Genomic DNA, 16,364 nt, shown 5'->3' with positions numbered 1-16,364 from the left:
ACCGCAGCTGATGAGAAAAACTGCTTTCAACGAAGAGGGCATTCAACAAGGATGGGACGGTTTGGCAATGGCCACTGCAACGAAGGCTGGTTTTGTTCCCAGTTACGTAAAGGACGCGTGGTGGAGACCTGCGCAGAACACGCAAGGCACCGACGCCCGCGACGCCAGCACCGGTGAAGTGTTGGCTCAAGTATCGTCTGAGGGCTTGGATTACGCCGCCACGCTGGAGTACGGGCGCACGGTGGGTCAGGCCGAACTGGGCAAACTGACAATCCATGAGCGGGCCCTGAAGCTGCGGGAACTGGCTGCCCACCTCAACGGCTGCCGCGAAGAGCTTTACGCCGTCTCCGCCCAAACGGGCGCCACAAAGATCGATTCCATGGTGGATATTGACGGTGGAATTGGCGTGCTCTTTACGTTCTCCTCCAAGGGCCGGCGTGAGCTGCCCAATTCAAACGTCATTGTGGAGGGCCCGGTGGAGGTGCTCGCCAAAGACGGTTCATTCATTGGCGAACACATCTTCACCCGGATCCCCGGGGTGGCTGTGCAAATCAACGCGTTTAACTTCCCCGTATGGGGCATGCTGGAAAAGTTTGCACCTGCGTTCATTGCGGGGGTGCCTACCATTGTCAAACCGGCCACGCCCAGTGGTTACCTTGCCGAGGCAGCCGTGCGCATGATGGTTGACTCCGGGATACTGCCTGCGGGCTCACTTCAACTGATTTCAGGCTCGGCCCGGACTCTCCTGGACGAGCTTGATTACCGGGATATGGTCTCCTTTACCGGCTCAGCCAGCACGGCGAACCAGCTCCGTGAGCACCCCGCCGTGGCACTGGGTGGAGTCCGTTTCACAGCGGAAACGGACTCGCTCAACGCCGCCATTCTGGGCCCTGATGCCGTGAGTGGAACGCCAGAATTTGATGCTTTTATCAAGTCGGTTGTCACGGAAATGACGGTTAAGGCTGGGCAAAAGTGCACGGCAATCCGACGCATCATTGTCCCCAACGAACTTCGCCAGAGTGTCATTGCGGCGATCAGTGCCCGCATCACGGAGCGTGTTGTGCTGGGTGACCCGCGTGTCCCCGGCGTCACCATGGGCGCACTGGCTTCTCTGGAACAGTTGGCTGATGTCCGCGCCGCGGTTGAAACCATGATCGCGGCCGGGGGCGAGCTTGTCCATGGCAGTCTTGAAACACCGGAGGTCCGCGCTGCCGATGGAACCGTGGCCGTCGCTGCCGATGGCGCATTCATGTCCCCGGTGCTGCTGAACTGGGCTGATGCGCAGGCCCCCGAGCTGCACGGGTTGGAGGCGTTTGGGCCGGTCTCCAGCGTGCTGGGTTATGCCACGCACGACGGCGATGCCTCCGAGGCGGTCAGCCTCGCCGCGTTGGGGGCTGGCTCCCTCGTAGCCACTATCTGCACCAATGATCCCGCGATCGCCCGCCAGCTGGTGACAGGGATAGCTGCCCACCACGGCCGAGTATTGCTCCTGAACCGGGAAGATGCCCGGTCCTCCACCGGGCACGGCTCACCCGTGCCGCACCTTGTTCATGGTGGACCTGGGCGCGCTGGTGGCGGAGAAGAATTGGGCGGTATCCGCTCGGTCAAGCACCACATGCAGCGCACTGCGCTGCAGGGCTCACCGAACATGCTCACGGCCGTGACAGGCATGTGGCATGCCGGGGCAGACCAGGTTTTGGCCGGCGATCCGGACTTTGGGGCTTCCCCGGATGCTGTTCACCCGTTCCGGAAATCACTGGCTCAATTGCGTATTGGTGATGGCTTCGCCTCAGGGCTGCGTGAGGTCACCCCGGAGGCCATCGCCGCTTTTGCCGAGACCACCGGCGACACTTTTTACGCCCATACGGATGCCGAAGCAGCCGCAATAAATCCGTTTTTCCCCGGCATTGTTGCCCACGGCTATTTACTACTCTCATGGGCTGCAGGGTTATTTGTGGAACCCGCCCCGGGGCCGGTATTGGCCAACTACGGCTTGGAAAGTTTGCGCTTCATCACCCCCGTGGCCGCCGGCGACTCTATCCGAGTGACACTGACGGCTAAGAAGATCACTCCGCGCGTCACAGACGAGTATGGCGAAGTGTGCTGGGATGCTCTGCTGCACAACCAGAACGGTGAGATCGTGGCTACCTACGATGTCCTGACATTGGTGGAAAAGGAAGACACCATTTACGCCTAGACGCTAATGGTCGCCTCACGGAAGGCGCTGCGTTAGCGGTGCAGGCCTTGAAAAGACATGGTGATGAGATCGTCGGCCAGCTTATCTGCGGAGAGCTGGCCGCCGGGTTTGTACCATTCCACAATTGAATTAATGGTGCCAAAGAGCAGCCGGGTGATGGTGCCGGGGGCAATGTCCGTGCGCAATGAACCATCTTTTTGTGCGGCAGCAACCAACTCGGTGATGGTTCGGTCAAAGGAACGACGCCGGGTAAGCGCCTCACGTTCCATCTCCGTATTCCCGCGCAATCGCAAGAGCAGGGTGACAAAAGGCAGCCTGGCCACCAGCACGGCAATGGTTTCCCTGAGCACAAATTCAAGGCGGGCATCGGCTGGTCCGGATGTTGCGCCGTCGCCCATCAACACCTCTTCCAAACCATCCAGGGCCTCATCCAAAGCCAGCCGCAGCAGATCCTCTTTGGAGGGGACGTGGTGGTAAATGGCGGACTTGGAAATGCCAAGGTGCTCGGCAAGAATACCCATGGATGTGGCCTCGTAGCCGTGTTTATTGAACACCTCCACGGCGATCCGCAGCACCGAGCGTTGATCGTAACCGGGGCGTCCGCGTCGGGAACCGGCGGTGTGAGCTGCATCTGTGGCGGAGGGCATGGTTCCTAGTTTCTCACGGGTCGGCACGGGTACGAGCTTGGGGCTTACACCGGGGCAGCCAGGTTAGGTGCGGTTGTCATAAACGCGCTTGAGCTTGCCGTTGGAGCGTTCAAGCGAGCCGGGCGCCACCACATCGATGATGACAGAGAGGCCAATGTGGGTTTTGATCTGGGATTTCAGTGTCAGTGCCGCAGTGTCACGATCCGCAGCGCTGGTGTTTTCACGGGGTTCGATGTGCACCCTCATCTCATCCATACGGCCGTGGCGGGTGAGTTCCAGCTGGAAATGTGGGCTCAGGGCGGGAATGCGCAAGGCAATTTCTTCCAACTGGGAAGGAAATAGGTTCACCCCGCGCAGGATGATCATGTCATCGCTGCGACCGGTAATGCGGGCCATCCGGCGCATGGCTGGGCGGGCTGTGCCGGGCAACAGACGGGAGAGGTCCTTGGTGCGGTACCGGATGATGGGCAGAGCTTCTTTGGTCAGGGAGGTGAACACCAGCTCGCCTTCTTCGCCGTCATTAAGTACAGCGCTTTCCCCGGGGGCCGGGTTGAACGGGTCAATGATCTCGGGGCGGAAGTGGTCCTCCCAGATGTGGTTGCCATCCTTGGTTTCCACCGATTCTCCTGCCACACCTGGGCCCATGACTTCGGAGAGGCCGTAGATATCGCAGGCCTGCAGGTCCATGCCCTGCTCCAATTCACGGCGCATTTCCTCCGTCCACGGCTCAGCCCCGCAGACGGCAAACTTCAAGGAGGTGGCACGGGGATCCAGGCCGCGGCGTGCCATGGCATCCATGATTGTCAGCAGGTAAGTGGGAGTGCACATGATGGCGTCGGGTTCGAAGTCAGTGATCAGCTGGATTTGTTTCTCCGTTTGGCCACCGGACATGGGGATGACGGTGGTGCCAAGGGCCTCGGCCCCGTAGTGGGCACCCAAGCCACCGGTAAACAGGCCGTAACCGTAGGCGTTGTGAACTTTCATGCCGGGGCGGATGCCGGAAAGGTGCATGCACCGTGCCACCAAGGACGCCCATAAGGCAATGTCGTTCTTGGTGTAGCCCACCACTGTGGGCCGTCCTGTGGTGCCGGAGCTTGCATGGACACGCACCACCTCGCTTTGCGGCACCGCGAACATGCCAAAGGGGTATTCCTGGCGGAGGTCTTCTTTGGTAGTAAAGGGAAATAGGGCAAGGTCAGAAAGTTCCCGCAGATCGCGTGGATGGACTCCAGCTTCATCAAATTTGCGTTTATACATCGACACACGCTCTTAGGCGTAGGCCAGTGTGTGCTGAAGCCGTGCAAGCTGCAGCGCCTGGAGCTCGTCGCGGCTGATTAACTCGCCCTGGTCATAAGCGCTGGGGGCTAGTGCGGAGGAATCAATCATTGTGGGAGGGACCTTTCCTGGCCTGTGCGCGGAGATGGGATGGTTCTGCTGCGGCCGCGAAACTCGGCAACCACCGCCGTGCCATCGTCGTTTTCAGCGAAAACCTGGACGTCATAAAGTCCACTGCGTCCGCTCTGCTGGCGCCTGTTGGCAACAGCTGTGAGGCGCTGGCCTGCGCGGGTGGGGCCCAGAAAATTTATGTCGGCACCGGAGGCAACCGTGACAGTGTTTGCGGCGCCGTTTGGCGACGTGCAATCCGATGGCGTGTAATCCGATGGATTGCACGCCAAGGCAAAGGCGGAGTCAGCTAAGGAGAAGATCATGCCTCCGTGTGTGATGCCAAAGCCATTCATCATTTCTGCCCGCAGTGTCATGGCAACGGTGGCGTGACCGTCGCCAAGGGCCAAAACCTCAAGCCCAAGCCATGCGGAGGCCATGTCATTTCGCAGCAGCGGGTGCTCCGTACTTGGATTAGTGGCCACCACGTATTGCTCCTGACTTTTCCTGCCGAATGTTCATTAGGTAATACCCTTGTGGCACGTTCTGTCAATGGGTCCTAAAAACGCGGGGACGGGATTGCAGTTGATGCAATGGCCCCTCAAGTCCGTTATAGAGCAGCCTCATTTGATTGACGAGGCCTGGCTCACACTATATCCTGAACGAACGGTCGGTAAATAAATCGGCAGGACTCGATTGGCATGATTTTTCAGGAGTAGTCGTGGCACACAACGAACAGCCCCAGGTCCCCCACGCTGGGGCCCCCCACGCTGAGACCCCGCTCGCTGGGGGTCTCAGTGGTCAGGCCCCCGTCGCCCAGGCCCCCGTCGCCCAGGGTGAAGAGGATGCGGCCGGGCAGGCGAATTTTGACGCGATCATCGCCAAGGATTCCCGCGTGGAGCCCAAAGACTGGATGCCAGAGTCCTACAGGCGCTCGCTGGTGCGGCAAATTTCCCAGCACGCCCACTCTGAAATTATTGGCATGCAGCCGGAGGGGAATTGGATCACTCGCGCGCCAAGTCTGAAGCGCAAAGCGATCCTCATGGCGAAAGTTCAAGATGAGGCTGGACACGGGCTTTATTTGTACTCCGCCGCGGAGACGTTGGGTACCAGCCGGGATGACATGATGGAGGCCCTGGTGGCCGGACGCGCCCGCTATTCCTCGATTTTTAACTACCCCGCTGTGACGTGGGCAGACATGGGTGCCATTGGCTGGATGGTTGACGGTGCTGCGATTTGCAACCAAGTGCCACTCTGCAGGGCATCCTACGGTCCCTACGCGCGGGCCATGGTCCGGGTGTGCAAAGAAGAATCATTCCACCAACGGCAGGGTTTTGAAATCCTCTTGGAGCTGGCCAATGGCACCGCGGAACAGCGTGCCATGGCCCAGAATGCCGTGAACCGTTGGTACGCGCCATCACTGATGATGTTTGGTCCTCCGGACGATGATTCGCCTAACTCCAAGCAGTCCATGGCATGGAACATTAAACGTTTCAGCAATGACGAACTCCGCTCGCGCTTTGTTGGCATGCTTGCCGAGCAGGTCACAGTGCTGGGCTTGACGTTGCCTGATGAGCACATCCGCTTCAACGAGGACACCCGGACATGGGAACACGGCGCCCTGGACTGGGTAGAGTTCAAAGAGGTTTTGGCCGGTCGCGGCCCCTGCAATGCTCAGCGTTTGGAGCGCCGGCGCAGTGCCCATGAAGAGGGTGCGTGGGTGCGCGAAGCCGCCGCAGCGTATGCGGATAAACAAAGTGCTAAAAAAGCACAGAAGGTAGCGGCTTGAGAATGGGCACGCCAACATCACCCACGGGCACGGGCACGGGCACGAGCACCAGCCCAGCTCCGGATTCGGGCGTGCGGCGTTGGCCCCTGTGGGAGGTCTTTGTCCGTTCCAGCCGCGGCCTAAGCCATGTCCATGCTGGGTCCTTGCACGCACCTGATGCTGACATGGCACTTCGCAACGCCCGCGATCTATACACCCGCCGCAACGAAGGACTCTCAATCTGGGTAGTCCCGGCAGACGCCATTGCAGCGTCGGACCCCGATTCCAAGGGTTCATTCTTTGAATCACCGCAGGGCAAGGACTACCGCCACGCCACTTATTACACTAAGAGCGAAGGAGTGAAACACCTGTGAACCAGCCTTTGGGTGATTCTTCCGCCACACGCATTCTCCCCAACAGCTCCCAACGCTCGCAACCTCACGACGGGTCCCAAGCTGCTGTGGGCCCATCCGGCCACGTATTGCGACCCGAAGACATTGCGCTCGCAGCCCGTCAGGCAGCGAGTACGGGGGAGGACCTGCCCGGTGCAGACGTGGCCGAATATGCTTTGCGGTTGGGCGATGATGCCCTCATCCTGGCTCAACGTTTGGGACACTGGATCTCCCGTGGCCCCGAGCTGGAAGAAGACGTGGCGCTTGGAAACATTGCTTTGGATGAGTTGGGCCATGCCCGCTCTTTTCTGAGCTATGCCGGCAGCGCATGGAACAAGAGCGAAGATGAACTGGCTTATTTCCGGCGCGAAGAAGAATTCCGTTCGGCGCATCTTTTTGAACAACCCAATGGCGATTTCGCCGCGACCATAGTCCGGCAGTTCATTGCCTCGAATTATCAGTTCCTGCTCTACCAGGCATTAATGGGATCCAGTGATCCTACTTTGGCTGCCATTGCCGCCAAGGCTGTGAAAGAAGTGGACTACCACGTGGACCACAGTAGCCAGTGGGTTTTGCGGTTGGCAGGGGGCACCGATGAATCCCGCCGTCGCATGGTTGCAGCCCTCAAGCTGATGTGGCCGTTTGCCGCTGAACTTTTCGAAGATGATTCGCTGAGTGACAGGCTGGGCTCCGCCGGTGTGACACCCTCCAGCCTCAGGGCTGGCTTTGACCTCGCCACCGGCGCCGTACTGGCAGAAGCTGAACTGGATATCTCCGGTATTGAAAGGGCAACCGGTGGCGGACGCAGCGGCCACCACAGCGAACATCTCGGTTTTATGCTGGCCGAGATGCAGGTGCTGGCGCGCGAATTTCCCGGCGCGAGTTGGTGAGGGCCATGGTTGCGGATGCGCTGACGGCTCAGCAGGTGGCGTGGGAGATTGCCGCTACTGTGTGCGACCCCGAAATTCCCGTGCTGAGCATCGCGGATCTAGGCATCCTGCGAAGCGTTGAAGTTACCGCGGGCACTGAAGTTACCGCGCGCGCTGAAGGTGCTGAGGCCGGTGGCGTGCGGGTTACGATTACTCCCACCTACTCAGGTTGTCCGGCCGTGGATGCCATCCGCGATGACCTCAGAGCAGCGTTTGCAGAGGCGGGCTACTCACCCGTGGAGGTGGTGGTGACGCTGTCACCGGCCTGGACCACCGATTGGATGAGCGCTGCTGGGCGGGTCAAACTACAGGACTACGGGATCGCACCTCCCAGCGGAAACTCCACGGCTGGTGGGCACAGCGGCCCCATCCGGTTGGCGTTACAGGTGAAATGTCCCCAGTGCAGCTCGCTGAACACCCGCGAACTGACCCGCTTCGGCTCCACATCCTGCAAAGCACTCTATGTATGCTCGGATTGTCTGGAACCCTTCGATTACTTCAAGGTGCTTTGATGAGTGTCCCCGTTGATGCCACGGCAAGGCGTAGAGCCGCTTTTCATGCACTGAGTGTTTCACGGATCCGCCCGCTCACCGACGACTCCGTGGAGGTCACCTTTGCGGTGCCAGCTGAGTTGGCCGGGTTCTATGACTACTTACCCGGTCAATATGTGGCATTGCGCGTGCAACGCCCCGGTGCCGACGGCGTTGGACGTGAAATACGCCGCAGCTATTCCATCTGCGCCCTCCCCACACATTTTGCGGACGGCAGCGCGGAAATACAGGTGGCCATCAAGCGTGACATTGGTGGAGAATTTTCCACCTGGGCCACCACCGAACTCAGTGTTGGCACCGTCCTGGAGGTCATGAGCCCCATGGGCGCCTTCATCTCCCGGCACGGCTTGGTCAGCAACGTCCTCACCGGATTAAATCAGCCGGAGTCCATGGCGGGGCAAGTTGGTACTTATGTTGCCATAGCGGCCGGTTCGGGCATCACACCCGTTATGGCGTTGGCAAAATCGTTGCTGGCCGGACATCAAGAAACCCGGCTTGATCTGATCTATGCCAATAAGGCCACCATGGATGTCATGTTCCTAGAGGAGTTGGCGGATCTAAAAGACAGATACCCGCAACGGTTCGCCATTCACCATGTGCTTTCTCGTGAGCAACGCATTTCCCCACTGCTTTCCGGACGTTTAGATGCGGCCAAGCTGGAAGCGTTGCTTGGAACGGCAATCCACAGCGAGGAAGTTGACGAATGGTTTTTGTGCGGACCTTTCGAATTGGTTCAACTGTGCAGAGACCTGCTGGAAGCTCGCGGCATACCAAGAGAAAAAGTCCGTTTTGAACTGTTTTCCACGGGCCGCCCCGACCGTCCGGAAGGACAAATTGGGCATGTGGTCCCTGTGGATGACTCCAAGGAAAGTTACAGGATAAGTTTCACCCTTGACGGGCTTAAAACTACAGTCCTTAGCCCAACCCACGCCCGCGAATCCGTGCTGAACGCGGCTCTACGAGTCAGAGCCGACGTGCCTTTTGCCTGCACCGGTGGCGTGTGTGGAACCTGCCGGGCCAAGGTTGTTAAAGGAGCCGTGGGGATGAGCGAAAACTACGCGCTTGAGCCCGATGAATTGGCCGCTGGCTATGTTTTGACCTGTCAATCACACCCCACCACAGCAGAGGTGGACGTGGATTATGACGTGTAAAAAAGCTGGCACAACCTACTAAGGAGTCTCTTTGATTGAGCTGAGCATTACCAACCATGTAGCGGAGATTGTGCTGAATGCTCCGTGGAAACTGAACTCTCTTGATGAGGCCGGGCTGGGTGAGCTCAGTGAAGCCTATGACCATGCGGCTGTGGGAGTCGCTGCGGGGTCAGTGCGAGCGCTGCTGCTGCGGGGGGAAGGGCGGGCATTTTGCGCAGGCCGCGACATTGCTGAGGTGGACGGCGCCAACGATGACGCCCGCCACTACCTGGAAACGTTGCTGACCCCACTCCTGCAAAAAATGAGTAATTTTCCTGCCCCCACCTTTGCCGCAGCGCAAGGAGCCTGCCTCGGGGTGGGACTGGGGCTGCTCGTCGCCACAGACGTTGTATACGTGGCCGAGAATGCCAAATTTGGCTCCCCCTTTGCCAACCTCGGCGCCACTCTCGACTCTGGCGGGCACTGGTTGTTTACCGAACGGCTGGGGGCAGCGCGTACCTTGGATTTGATCTACACTGCAGAGCTGATCAGCGGCGCTGAAGCTGTGGCGTCCGGGATGTTTAGCCGCGCCAAACCTGCCGAGGAACTTCTGGACTTCACCCGCGCCACCGCTGTGAAGGCTGCCACCGGACCCACCCAGGCGTTCAACGCCAGCAAGTCGCTTGTGGGGGCGATTCGGGACCGCCGGCTGGGACTATGGGACGCCGTCGTACTGGAAAACGCTGCGCAGATTGAGCTCTCAGAAACGGCAGACTATGCAGAAGGATTCGCCGCCTTCGCCGGGAAACGGAAGCCAGACTTTAAGGGACGTTAAGGCGCCAGCGAAGAAATAACTGCGGGACCCGCCGCCTCCTGCCGCTCTGTCTAGGGGGAGGCGGGTCTGGTTTATTTACGGCCGGTGAAGTGCTCCATGGATTTATAGACGCCAAACACGCGGCCAGCCACCACATCCCAGGCGGCGATTGGCAATACCCCGCGCAGAGCCATGCTCAATTTCACTGTCCACGGCATCATCAGCATTGGCGTGCCTTCTTTCATGGCCCGCCACACCCGCTCCGTTACCGCAACAGGCTCCATCAGCGGTGTCATCAGTGGTCCACGGGCACCCTCAAACATCCCCGTTTTAATGTAGGAAGGGCAAAACGTTGTCACCATGATGTGGTTGTGGCCCGCCTGTTTCAGTTCTAAGCGAAGGGAGTCACTCCACCCGATGACTGCCCATTTAGAGGAGGAATAAACACTCATGCGGGGGTTGGACAGCATCCCCGCGGCCGAGGCGACATTCACTATCCGAGACGTGCGGCCGCCCTCAATCATGGCTGGCAGGAACTCGCGGGTGATATGCATCAGGGCCAGAGTGTTAATGGCCATAGTGACAGCAATGTCCGCACGCTGATCGTGCTCCCAAAAATACTTTCCACGCACAATACCAGCGTTGTTAATCAGGATATCCGGGGTGCCGACCTCGTCCCGTACCTTTTGTGCCGCGGCCTCGATAGCCTCCAGCTTGCTGACATCCACCACGTAGCTGTGAATCTCTGAGCCCTTGCCTTGAAGCTTGGCGGCGGCCTTTTCCAGTAGTTCGGCATTGATGTCCCACAGGATCACATGTGCTGCGTGATCCTGTACGGCCAGGTGGGCATACATTTCGCCCATACCCATGGCAGCGCCGGTAATGAGGACGGTAGCTCCCGCAAGAGATTCTATGGTGCCGGTCATGATGGTTCCTTTAAGTGGGGTTCGTTGGGGATGAGCTTGCCGGGGTTCATGATGCCCTCGGGGTCCAGCGTGTTCTTAATGCTGGTCAGAACCGAGACGCCCAGGTGTCCGATTTCGGCAGACAAGTAGGGTGCGTGGTCCATGCCTACTCCATGATGATGGGTGATGGTGGCCCCTGCTGCCGTTATGGCGTTGGAGGCGGCCTCTTTCACGCGGGCATTTTGTGCCAGCCCGTCCTCCTCCAAACCCGCAAAGAAGGTGAAGTATAAAGATGCGCCGTCGGAGTACACATGGGAAATATGTGTTTGCACATAGGCGCCACCACCTCCAACTTCCAGGGCACCCAGGATGGCCTGGCGGATATCTCGGTATGTCTGCGCAATTTTGGTCCAGGTAGCTGCCGTTTCCAGTGTTTCCACGTAGACGCCACGGGTCAATAACTCATCGCGGAGGTACGGGCCGCTGAACCGGCCGTGCTCCCACGCCTTTCCGGGCAGCGGTCCCAACCAGATTCCACCTGCCTGCCGCAGAATTCGGGCACTGCGGCGGCGGCGGGCACGTACATGAGCGCGATCGCCCTCCCAGACAAAGAGCGCAAGTGCCTGATTCCGTTGACCCCGGATACGCAGATAACGGGATAGGGCGCCGGTCTTCACCCCACCTAATTTGAAGGTCGACGCCGTTTCATCAGTGTCGCTGAGGCGGCAGACGTGCGGCATGTCACCGCGGCGACCGTTCTGGCGCAGTTGCCGCATTGCTTGCGCGCCGGCAGTAAAGGACGGGAAGGACCATGCGCCGTAAACCTTGCTCTTGGGTGCTGGGGACACTTTTACAGTGGCCCTGGTGATGACCCCCAGTGTTCCCTCGCTGCCGATGATGACATCGAGCAGCTTCGGTCCGGCTGCGGTGCCAGGCGCCGATGAGCCAACATCGAAGTCTCCCATAGGGGTTTCCAGATGGGCCGACTTCACAAGCTCCTCTGAACGCCCGTAGCCGGTGGAGGCTTGTCCGGCGGACCGGGTGGCAACGTACCCGCCAAGCGTCGCCTCCTGATGGCTTTGGGGGAAATGTCCCAGGGTGAAGCCGTGCGGGGCTAAAGCTGCTTCTATGGCCGGGCCTCGAATGCCAGCCTCAAAACTGGCCGTACGGGACGTGGGGTCCACTTCCAGCAGTTGGTTCAGGCGGCTGAGATCGATGGTGATAACTCCGGTGAAACGCCCTCGCAAAGGTTCAACCCCGCCCACTACGGATGTTCCACCCCCGAAGGTAACCACAGCTATTTTTCGCTTTACGCAAAGGGCCAACACGGCGCCGACCTCCTCACTGCTGCCGGGGAAGACCACGGCGTCAGGGGCATCAAGGGCGTCCCCACTGCGACGTCGCAACAAATCGGGTGTGCTCTTGCCACCGGCATGGTGAATGCGGGTGTGAGCATCGGTTAAGACGTGCTCTTGCCCCGTGATGGAGCCAAGCTCTTGCAGGACATCCTGGTCCAATTTCACGGCTCCGAGGCGGACGTCGGCCAAGTCTACGGGCGGGTGGTTGGCGCCAACACTGGAGAGTTTCAATGTACGGCGCAGAAACTCAAGGGCTCCAGCGTTGAGCGGCCGGGCATGGGTTGGATCGCCCCAGCCATACCAAACGGAGGGAGAAATTTCTTCTGTGAGGTGGGTCACCATAAGATACAGTGTGACACATGAAGTCACAACGTACCACCACCCAAGGTGTTGAGCCGCAGGCTGTTGATCCTAGGACTACTGACGCTGGGGAGGGCGCTGGTGCCTCGTCAACTGATGAGAGGCTCCTTGCCGCCATCCGAGAATCCGTGGTGCTGCATGGGGTCAGGCGTACCACAGCCAATGATATTGCCGAGCGGGCAGGCATCTCCCGCATGACCTTCTATCGGCGCATGGGATCAGTGGAGAATGCTGTGCTGGCGGCCCTGACGCAGGAGTTTCGCACCTACGCAGGTAGTGTGCGGATACGTGCATACGCGGGTAACGGTCGCGAGCAGTTGGTGCAGTTCGCTGTTGAAAGCGTGCGAGTGTTCGCAACCTCGGAACTGCTGGATTCCATTGCCGAGCGGGATCCAGAATTCCTGATTCCCTATGTCACTGACAGATTTGGGACGGGCCAGCAACTCATTCTTGACCAGGTAAACGTACTGCTTGATGCCGGTTTCGCCGATGGCAGCATCGAGGCCGCACCGGGCACCGCGACCACGTTGCTGCTTGCGCTCCAAGGAGTTGCCTTGTCCTCTAAAGTGCTGCGGAAGACGGGCACTTTTGAGGATTCTTTGACGGAATTGGCGAAGATGTTGAGGCGATACCTCACGCCTACCGCACCTTTTGCACCCTCTGCGGCTTGCCACTCAGCCGAAGAAAAAGTGGCGTGATGACTGTAAATGCTAGCTGGATCAATGAGGCAAGCCGGCGCCGCTCGCTGGAGCACGTGGGTGCACACACAGTAGACGTTGTTGTTGTAGGCGGCGGAATAACGGGCGCAGGGGTGGCCTTGGACGCGGTGAGCCGCGGCCTAAGCGTGGTGCTGGTAGAGAGCTGCGATCTTGCCTCCGGGACTAGCGGATACAGCTCCAAACTCATCCACGGAGGGCTGCGGTACCTGGCCAAAATGGATTTCCAGGTAGCGTGGGAGTCTGCTGTGGAGCGGCGTTGGTTGATGGGGCGAATCGCCCCACATCTTGTCCATCCACTCGGTTTTGTCATCCCGGATGCCCGTAGTGCCGCGGGGTGGGAAGGTCTGACTGCCGGGGCTGGCGTGGTCATTTACGATGTGCTGCGCAGACTTTCGGGGCTGAGCTCGAAGGTACTGCCGCGTCCGCAGTTGCTGTCCAGGCAGGCGGTGGGGGCATTGGTGCCTGCCCTTGATGAGAAGGCGCTGCGCCGCGGCTACCTATATTGGGATGGTCAGGTGATCGACGATGCCCGGTTAGTTCTGGGCGTTGCCCGAACAGCCGCCGGGCTCGGGGCGCACATTCTCCGAGATGTGCGGGCCACAGCGGTGACGGCGCAGAGAGTTAACGCCATCGACACCAGAACCGGGGCGCCCGTGCATATCCGTGCCCGAACCGTTGTGAACGCTGCCGGAGTTTGGGCCGCTGATTTCGAGCCGAAACTGCGCGTAACACCAAGCAGGGGCACGCACTTGGTGGTGCGGGCACAACGGCTGGGCAACCCCCACGCCGCCCACACGGTTGCTGTGCCGAGACACTTTGGGCGCTACGTTTTTGTGTTGCCACAACCAGCCGGCGTTGTCTTCATAGGACTCACTGATGACGAAGATTATCAGGGGGATGGGCACCACCCTCAGGTCCCGGAACGCGATGTCGACTTCCTCTTAGACATTGTTAACACCACCTTGTCGGTGCCGCTAACGCGCGCTGATGTGGTTGGCTCCTTCGCAGGACTCCGGCCTCTTGTTCAGGGCGCGTCCGGTGCCGGTGGACGTGGTACCGCGGATGTTTCCCGGCGTCACCTGATCAGGGATGTCCCGGGTTCACCCATCACAGTGGTGGGAGGGAAAATGACAACGTACCGGCGCATGGCAGAAGACGCGGTCGACGCCGTGGTGTCACGGCTCGGGCTCAAGCTGCCCTGCCGCACAAAATCCCTCCCGCTGGTGGGTGCAGCATCCGCGAAAGAGTTGCAGGCTATTGACGCTCCGGCACGGCTGGTTGCTAAGTACGGGACCGAGGCCCCCGAGGTGCAAAAGCTGGGGAGGGTAAATCCGCTACTTGCGGAGCCGTTGTTTGCGGGGACGGACATCACCGGAGCTGAGCTGATGTTCGGCATTTTGGCAGAAGGGGCAGCCACAGTGGAGGATCTCCTGGAGCGGCGTACACGGTTAGCCTTTATACCCACCGATGAGGCAAGGGCTCGCGCTGCGGCAAAGCAGATACTGGCTTTGGCTCTATCGCTGTCCACCGTCGAGGAGAGCGCCACATGAACCCCGGCGCTGGCGGCCTGGACAGTGGAAGGGCACTGCTGCTTGTGAACCCGACGTCGGGCCGGGGGCGTGGCTTGCGGTTGATGGCCAGCACCGCCGAGGCTCTCCGGGTTGCCGGGTTCCGTGTTGAAGTTTCTGTTACTGACGGGCTAGAGGATGCCACGGCCCAGGCAGAAGCAGGAGCTGCGGGGTCCTTGGTGGCTATTCTGGGTGGGGATGGTTTTCTCGGCGCAGCTGCCGCAGGTGCACGGAAATCGGGGGCTATCATCCTGCCGCTGGCAGGGGGGCGCGGAAATGACACCGTACGCCGTCTGGGACTGGGGCTTGACCCAGTCAAGACGGTCAGAGACATCAAAAACCTGAGCGTGCGCGAACTTGATCTGGGGCTTGTTAATGATCGTCCGTATTTGGGTGTTGCCAATGTTGGCTTTGATGGCCTGGCCAATGAATATGGCAACAATGCGCGGCTGAACCTTGGGCCGTTCGTGTACCTTTACGGTGGAATCAAGGCGTTTCTGGATTGGAAGGATGTTACTTTCACTCTCTCAGTGGATGGCAAACAAAGCACCTTCCCAGGCTGGTTCGTTGCCGTGGGAAACGTTGGCCAGTACGGGGGAGGGCTGCGAATCTGCCCGCAGGCCATGGTTGACGACGGTCTGCTGGATGTTGTCTCGTTGGGCAAGGCAACGATTCTGGCGGTGGCGGCCACTTTTCTGCGTTCCTACCGGGGCAGCCATCTCCGACAAGAGAACGTAAGCTTCACCCGAGGGAAAGTGGTGTTGATCAGCGCCAGTAAACCGCTAAATATCTATGCCGACGGGGAAAAGCTGGCCGCACTGCCAGCTCTGCTGGAAGTGGTGCCTCGGGCAGTGAAAGTACTGGTTCCGGCCAGCTCGGACGTCTTACTCAACGGCTGATACGAATTCTCGGGGAAGGCGGCGGTGCGGGCTATGAGATCTCTGCTGATTTGGCCCGATGCCTACGTACCGCTGCACGGTTGGCGCATCTCACCGAACAGTATTGTTGGCGGCCGTTGCGAGTAGTATCAACCACTACCGCCCTACAACCATCGCCAAGTGACGTTCCGGCAGCGCAACGCCCAAGCCGGTGCATGCCGCGGGTGGTGAGATGTAAAGCGGTGCCAACGCTGATAACCGCGCGCAAAACATGTGAGAGATTCTGATTTTGATCGCGGTAGTGCAAATGCCAGTCTTCTCCGTTGTGCTCGGTAAGCCTTGGGTAGGCCGATGCTGTGGCCATGTGGGCATTGAGCAGGGCAGCGCGTTCATGAGGGTCGCGCGCATCAACAACAGTTAGCCAATCGTCGATGATCGCCCGAACCAGCCCGTAGTCATTCGCCGCTGCCGTAAAGTCGATTGTCATGCCGATATCCCGGGCGCGGGCCACAATGCCAGCCCTGTCGTCGGGAAACGCGTTGGCGAGCGAAGCGGCAAGAAGAACCGCATATTCTCCGTAAGGGTTGAGTTCCATAAGGCCATTACATCATAGTGTTTTACATGACGCTTTCTATTTCTTCAGAGACCAAAAAGACTAGCAAGTCCAATGAGCTCCATGAGCACACATGGCAACTAGAATCAGCCCACACAACTTCACAGGGCATCATTGTCTACATGAAATGCTCCAGCCCCTGCAATGTTCGA

15 protein-coding genes and 1 pseudogene are annotated in these 16,364 nt (G+C 59.4%); 10 read left to right on the top strand and 6 right to left on the bottom strand.

Features of this window, described 5'->3' with window-relative positions; translation table 11 throughout:
- Positions 1–67: 67 nt before the first annotated feature.
- The gene (gene paaZ, locus AAFM46_RS14730) at positions 68–2,197 is read left to right on the top strand and encodes a phenylacetic acid degradation bifunctional protein PaaZ (protein ID WP_343318572.1); all 2,130 of its coding nucleotides are present in this window, start codon (positions 68–70) and stop codon (positions 2,195–2,197) included.
- Positions 2,198–2,229: 32 nt separating this feature from the next.
- On the opposite strand, the gene AAFM46_RS14725 is transcribed toward paaZ, so the two are convergent.
- The 3 genes and pseudogenes from AAFM46_RS14725 to AAFM46_RS14715 form a co-directional block, all read right to left on the bottom strand.
- Complete coding sequence (locus tag AAFM46_RS14725; RefSeq protein ID WP_283529392.1) at positions 2,230–2,844, bottom strand: TetR/AcrR family transcriptional regulator; 615 nt, start codon at positions 2,842–2,844, stop codon at positions 2,230–2,232.
- 63 nt (positions 2,845–2,907) lie between these two features.
- Positions 2,908–4,230, bottom strand: a pseudogene (gene paaK / locus AAFM46_RS14720) (phenylacetate--CoA ligase PaaK).
- Positions 4,227–4,667: a hotdog fold thioesterase gene (locus AAFM46_RS14715; RefSeq protein WP_343320459.1), complete on the bottom strand. Its 441-nt coding sequence runs from the start codon at positions 4,665–4,667 to the stop codon at positions 4,227–4,229. Before AAFM46_RS14715 ends, paaK begins: the two are co-directional and overlap by 4 nt.
- A 281-nt stretch (positions 4,668–4,948) precedes the next feature.
- On the opposite strand from AAFM46_RS14715, the gene paaA reads away from it, so the two are divergent.
- Genes paaA through AAFM46_RS14685 form a run of 6 tightly spaced genes read left to right on the top strand, consistent with a single transcriptional unit; the run spans position 4,949 to position 9,832 of the window.
- Complete coding sequence (gene paaA / locus AAFM46_RS14710; protein ID WP_343318569.1) at positions 4,949–6,016, top strand: 1,2-phenylacetyl-CoA epoxidase subunit PaaA; 1,068 nt, start codon at positions 4,949–4,951, stop codon at positions 6,014–6,016.
- Positions 6,017–6,018: 2 nt separating this feature from the next.
- Entirely contained in the window at positions 6,019–6,369 is a 351-nt protein-coding gene (gene paaB, locus AAFM46_RS14705; RefSeq protein ID WP_283529451.1) for a 1,2-phenylacetyl-CoA epoxidase subunit PaaB, read from the top strand.
- Complete coding sequence (gene paaC, locus AAFM46_RS14700; protein WP_343318566.1) at positions 6,366–7,277, top strand: 1,2-phenylacetyl-CoA epoxidase subunit PaaC; 912 nt, start codon at positions 6,366–6,368, stop codon at positions 7,275–7,277. The genes paaB and paaC overlap by 4 nt, the downstream gene beginning before the upstream one ends.
- 5 nt (positions 7,278–7,282) lie before the next feature.
- Positions 7,283–7,828: a 1,2-phenylacetyl-CoA epoxidase subunit PaaD gene (gene paaD, locus AAFM46_RS14695; protein ID WP_343318565.1), complete on the top strand. Its 546-nt coding sequence runs from the start codon at positions 7,283–7,285 to the stop codon at positions 7,826–7,828.
- Positions 7,828–9,018: a 1,2-phenylacetyl-CoA epoxidase subunit PaaE gene (gene paaE, locus AAFM46_RS14690; protein WP_343318563.1), complete on the top strand. Its 1,191-nt coding sequence runs from the start codon at positions 7,828–7,830 to the stop codon at positions 9,016–9,018. The genes paaD and paaE overlap by 1 nt, the downstream gene beginning before the upstream one ends.
- 31 nt (positions 9,019–9,049) lie before the next feature.
- Entirely contained in the window at positions 9,050–9,832 is a 783-nt protein-coding gene (locus tag AAFM46_RS14685) for an enoyl-CoA hydratase-related protein (protein WP_343318561.1), read from the top strand.
- Between the two features lie 71 nt (positions 9,833–9,903).
- Here the strand turns inward: AAFM46_RS14685 and AAFM46_RS14680 are convergent, their stop codons facing one another.
- Positions 9,904–10,737 carry an SDR family oxidoreductase gene (locus AAFM46_RS14680; protein ID WP_343318559.1) on the bottom strand — a complete coding sequence of 278 codons (834 nt, stop codon included), beginning with the start codon at positions 10,735–10,737 and terminating at the stop codon, positions 9,904–9,906.
- Positions 10,734–12,416, bottom strand: coding sequence for an FAD-binding oxidoreductase (locus AAFM46_RS14675; protein WP_343318557.1), 1,683 nt, complete (start codon positions 12,414–12,416; stop codon positions 10,734–10,736). Before AAFM46_RS14675 ends, AAFM46_RS14680 begins: the two co-directional genes overlap by 4 nt.
- A 17-nt stretch (positions 12,417–12,433) precedes the next feature.
- Here AAFM46_RS14675 and AAFM46_RS14670 point away from each other — a divergent pair, with 17 nt between their 5' ends.
- From AAFM46_RS14670 to AAFM46_RS14660, 3 genes are read left to right on the top strand one after another with little or no spacing between them, the layout of a single operon-like run.
- The gene (locus AAFM46_RS14670) at positions 12,434–13,132 is read left to right on the top strand and encodes a TetR/AcrR family transcriptional regulator (RefSeq protein WP_343318555.1); all 699 of its coding nucleotides are present in this window, start codon (positions 12,434–12,436) and stop codon (positions 13,130–13,132) included.
- On the top strand, positions 13,132–14,703 hold the full coding sequence (locus tag AAFM46_RS14665; RefSeq protein WP_343318553.1) for a glycerol-3-phosphate dehydrogenase/oxidase: 1,572 nt from the start codon (positions 13,132–13,134) through the stop codon (positions 14,701–14,703). Before AAFM46_RS14670 ends, AAFM46_RS14665 begins: the two co-directional genes overlap by 1 nt.
- Positions 14,700–15,620 carry a diacylglycerol kinase family protein gene (locus AAFM46_RS14660; protein ID WP_343318551.1) on the top strand — a complete coding sequence of 307 codons (921 nt, stop codon included), beginning with the start codon at positions 14,700–14,702 and terminating at the stop codon, positions 15,618–15,620. Before AAFM46_RS14665 ends, AAFM46_RS14660 begins: the two co-directional genes overlap by 4 nt.
- Before the next feature lie 31 nt (positions 15,621–15,651).
- On the opposite strand, the gene AAFM46_RS14655 is transcribed toward AAFM46_RS14660, so the two are convergent.
- Positions 15,652–16,194, bottom strand: a complete 543-nt coding sequence (locus AAFM46_RS14655) for a CGNR zinc finger domain-containing protein (RefSeq protein ID WP_343318550.1) — start codon at positions 16,192–16,194, stop codon at positions 15,652–15,654.
- Between the last annotated feature and the right edge of the window lie 170 nt (positions 16,195–16,364).

The organism is Arthrobacter sp. TMP15, from assembly GCF_039529835.1.
Lineage (GTDB): Bacteria > Actinomycetota > Actinomycetes > Actinomycetales > Micrococcaceae > Specibacter.
The sequence above is the reverse complement of the archived record's forward strand: the minus strand, read 5'-3'. Positions and strand labels throughout refer to the sequence as shown.